Below are 3,239 nucleotides of genomic sequence, written 5' to 3' on the forward strand. Positions count from 1 at the left end.
ATGCGGATGCGATGGCGACGGCGATTGTCGCTGCGGCGTTTTTTGCCGCGATGATCACGCAGACCTCGGATTTCGTCATCGACATGGATTTGCCTCTCGTACAGGTAATATCGATTTGCCCTCGCCCCGTACTCGTTCGATGCACTACAGAATTGCCATCAGCATCCAATTTACCCTCAGCGACTCGCCGGCCGCTCGAAGATGCGGCGGCTGATATCGGCGGACGCCGCCCAGCCTGCTTCGGCCAGATAGCGGACCGGCGCGCGGCCGCACAGTTCCCAAAGCACCGTTCGCCGCTGCGGCCACCGCAGCGACGGCAGCCACGGCGCGATGACCATGCTGAGCAGATCCTCATTGCCGATGCGCGGCAGGATCCTGGTCGCGCGCTGCGACAGCAGCGTGCCGGCACCGCCGAGTAGCACGTCGGCGGCGCGCAGGCCAAGCAGCAGCGTGTCGTCCAGACCTTGCGCGGTAGCGGCATCGAGCAAACGCTGCTGATCCGCCTCGTCGAGGCGGCCGGCGCTGGCGCCGATATCACAGACGTATCCGGCGCAGGGTTCCCGGTTGAAAAGTGCCTTGGCGACGCTGATGCAGGACAAAAGCAATGTATCGGCCACCGAGGTGAACGGCACCGTCGCACCGGCGATTTCGACCTGTCGCTTGCGCCGCAGGAACCCGTCCGCGTCGCGCGGGCTTGGCGAGCCGGGCTGCTGGAGGCGGTAGTGGAGATCGACGGTGGACGACCTCGGCCCGTCGTCCCGGGTCATGTGCTGTTCGCCGAGGAAGCGGACCCACCAGACGGAGCTCGACTTGCCTGATACCTCATAGCCGATCTTGCGAAGCGCATCACGCGCCCTGAAAAATCCGAGCGGCGAAACCAGGATGTCGACATCGCCCGAGGGCTTCATAAAATGGTCGTCGTAGAGAAGTTGCTGCTGGAACGGACCCTTCAGAAAAACGAAATCGATCTCGCTGGCGCGCAGCACGTCCTGGATCGCCATCGAATCCATGATGCAGGACGCGTTCATCGAAACCGTTTTCCTGCGGTAGGTGTCGAGCCATTGGAAAAGCTTAGTTGGCCTCTGAAGCGCGGGTGCGCGCGAAAGCGCCTTGAGGACAAAGACGGCGACCTTGTTCAGCCTGGCAATCTCGGCAATTTTTTCACCGTCAAGATGGCGCATCGAAACGTCGCCCGCGCCCGGGCCGGCGAAAAACAATCGCAGGCAAGCCTGCACATAGGCCACCTCGCCGGCACAGCCGGCGGCGCGCAATCGTTCGTATGAGCCATCCGGCAAGGCCATTTAGCGCACAGTCTCCCAAGAAAGCGTTTCGCGCCGACACTTATGCTGCAAGTGCGAAGCAAGCATCACCAAAAACCTCGATGCCGTAAAGCCTTTCCTTCTGCAGTGCGAATTTTTGCCACCAAAGCGTCTATCGAGGTGGCATCGGAAAGCAGTGAAAACCGCGGTTGAAATGTCCCTTGCCACGTCCGCTTAGGCAATCTCCGGACGATTTCTCAAATGGAAATTCTTTTCATTAGAGAGGCCTAAATATAGGCACAACGCAAACGGCTTATGCAAGCAAAATCAAATGCTTAAAGAATCAGCACAGGCGCGATCGTCGTGCACAAGGAATCGGCTAAAAAATGACAAGTTTTAGGCATGCCGCTCATGTGACGACGCCAGCAACCGTAATTGATTAACAGAAAGTAAAACAGTCTTGACTCATAAATGCTGCCGTGCAGCTATTGCATTGCAGCATAAAAGTGCTGACGGCACTCGACAGGCCGTTTCCAGTCCTAAATCGGAGAGTAAAATGGAACAGAATGTTGAAAAGCATGAATATGAAACGCCAAGCCTGACGGTCCATGGTTCGATTGAGACCATCACCCAGGGCGGCGGCGGCAGCACGGCGATCGACGCATCGTTCCCCGCGCATACGCCGATTGGCGACCTGACGTTCTCCTGAGACCTACAGCCGATTCCAGAGTGACATGTTGGGACTCTGGATTCAAAAGCAGACGTAAGAGGGGTCGGGGGGCCAGCCTCCCGATTTCTCCTGCGCCGCCTGGAGATGTCGCAGCGTTTTGTCAGCGAGGTTTGGGGATGAACGGGGAGCTATCCGACCGTGATCTGGGCGACCACGATAGCGTGTGCGCGACCAAGGATGCCGTGGCTTGCGAGTTCGGCGATGGCTTGGCGCTGCTCAATCTCAAATCCAATGTCTACTACAGCCTGAATGGCGTCGGCGCCTTCATCTGGGATTTAATCCAGGAACCCCGGTCGATCGGCGACATCCGCAGCGCCGTGCTTGCGCGCTACAATGTCGACCCGGTGCGCTGCCAGGCCGATGTCGACGCATTGCTGAAGGGCCTGGCCGATAATGGGCTTGCGAGACGGCATCATGAGGCACTTGTCTAAGCCGGTCCAGCACAAGTCCCTGGTTTCACGGGCCCTGGTTTCGCCGGCCTTGTCTTCGCGGGCCACGGCTTTACGGCAGGAACCGGCGAGAGAAACAAACGTCAAGCAGACGAAGCGCGGGGGAAGCCGGCGCGGGCTGGTCAGGATTTTCTCCCTGACTGGCTCGGAAATGATCTTCCTTGGCCATTGCCTGCTGGTGGTGGCGACAGTTCGGCTGGGGCTGACGCTGTTGTCCTACAATCGTGTACGCAGCCTGGTGACGCGCCTCGACGCGCGGCAGTGCGCCTCAATGGGCGAACTGCGGCGCGTCGCCTGGGGCGTTGCCGCCGCGGCCCGTTTCGTCCCTTACGCCACGTGCCTGACCCAGGCGCTCTCCGGCCAGTATATTCTCGCCCGCCAAGGCAATGAATCGACGGTACGCATCGGCATCGAACGTGGCACAGGCGAGCAGTTGAAAGCACATGCCTGGCTGGTCAGCGACAACCATATCGTGCTTGGCGGATCGATCGACGGCTTCGCCCATCTCGTCGACCACGGCAGCCGATGAGCGGCGTCGCCGGAATCCTGTTGCGCGGAGCAAACGCACCGGCGGTCGCGGCGGCCGACATTCAGCAAATGCTGGCGCGCATGCGCCATCGTGGTCCTGACGGCAGTTCTTGGTGGCTGGACACCAGCATCGCCCTTGGCCACGCCTGGCTCAACACATCGGATGAAGTCGGTCCGGGCCCTTTGACGATGGCTGGGGGCCGGCTCGCCATCACCGCCGATTGCCGGCTGGACAACCGTGACGAGTTGCTGGCCAGGCTCGGTATCCGCGAC

4 protein-coding genes and 1 pseudogene are annotated in these 3,239 nt (G+C 60.3%); 4 read left to right on the top strand and 1 reads right to left on the bottom strand.

Annotation, left to right across the window (positions count from 1 at the left end):
* Positions 1-176 precede the first annotated feature (176 nt).
* A complete protein-coding gene (locus tag EN879_RS29375; protein WP_013528113.1) occupies positions 177-1,301 on the bottom strand; it encodes a nucleotidyltransferase family protein in 1,125 nt (374 codons plus the stop codon).
* Between the two features lie 514 nt (positions 1,302-1,815).
* Here EN879_RS29375 and EN879_RS29380 point away from each other — a divergent pair.
* The 4 genes and pseudogenes from EN879_RS29380 to EN879_RS29395 form a co-directional block, all read left to right on the top strand.
* On the top strand, positions 1,816-1,968 hold the full coding sequence (locus tag EN879_RS29380; RefSeq protein ID WP_010913078.1) for a lasso peptide: 153 nt from the start codon (positions 1,816-1,818) through the stop codon (positions 1,966-1,968).
* Positions 1,969-2,105: 137 nt separating this feature from the next.
* Positions 2,106-2,420, top strand: a complete 315-nt coding sequence (locus EN879_RS29385; RefSeq protein ID WP_027164264.1) for a PqqD family protein — start codon at positions 2,106-2,108, stop codon at positions 2,418-2,420.
* A gap of 169 nt (positions 2,421-2,589) precedes the next feature.
* Positions 2,590-2,967: a lasso peptide biosynthesis B2 protein gene (locus tag EN879_RS29390; RefSeq protein WP_244514257.1), complete on the top strand. Its 378-nt coding sequence runs from the start codon at positions 2,590-2,592 to the stop codon at positions 2,965-2,967.
* Positions 2,964-3,239: pseudogene (locus EN879_RS29395) on the top strand (asparagine synthetase B); the annotation flags it as partial. The gene EN879_RS29390 and the pseudogene EN879_RS29395, both read left to right, overlap by 4 nt.

It is taken from the genome of Mesorhizobium sp. M7A.F.Ca.AU.002.02.1.1, from assembly GCF_003998535.1.
Lineage (GTDB): Bacteria > Pseudomonadota > Alphaproteobacteria > Rhizobiales > Rhizobiaceae > Mesorhizobium > Mesorhizobium ciceri.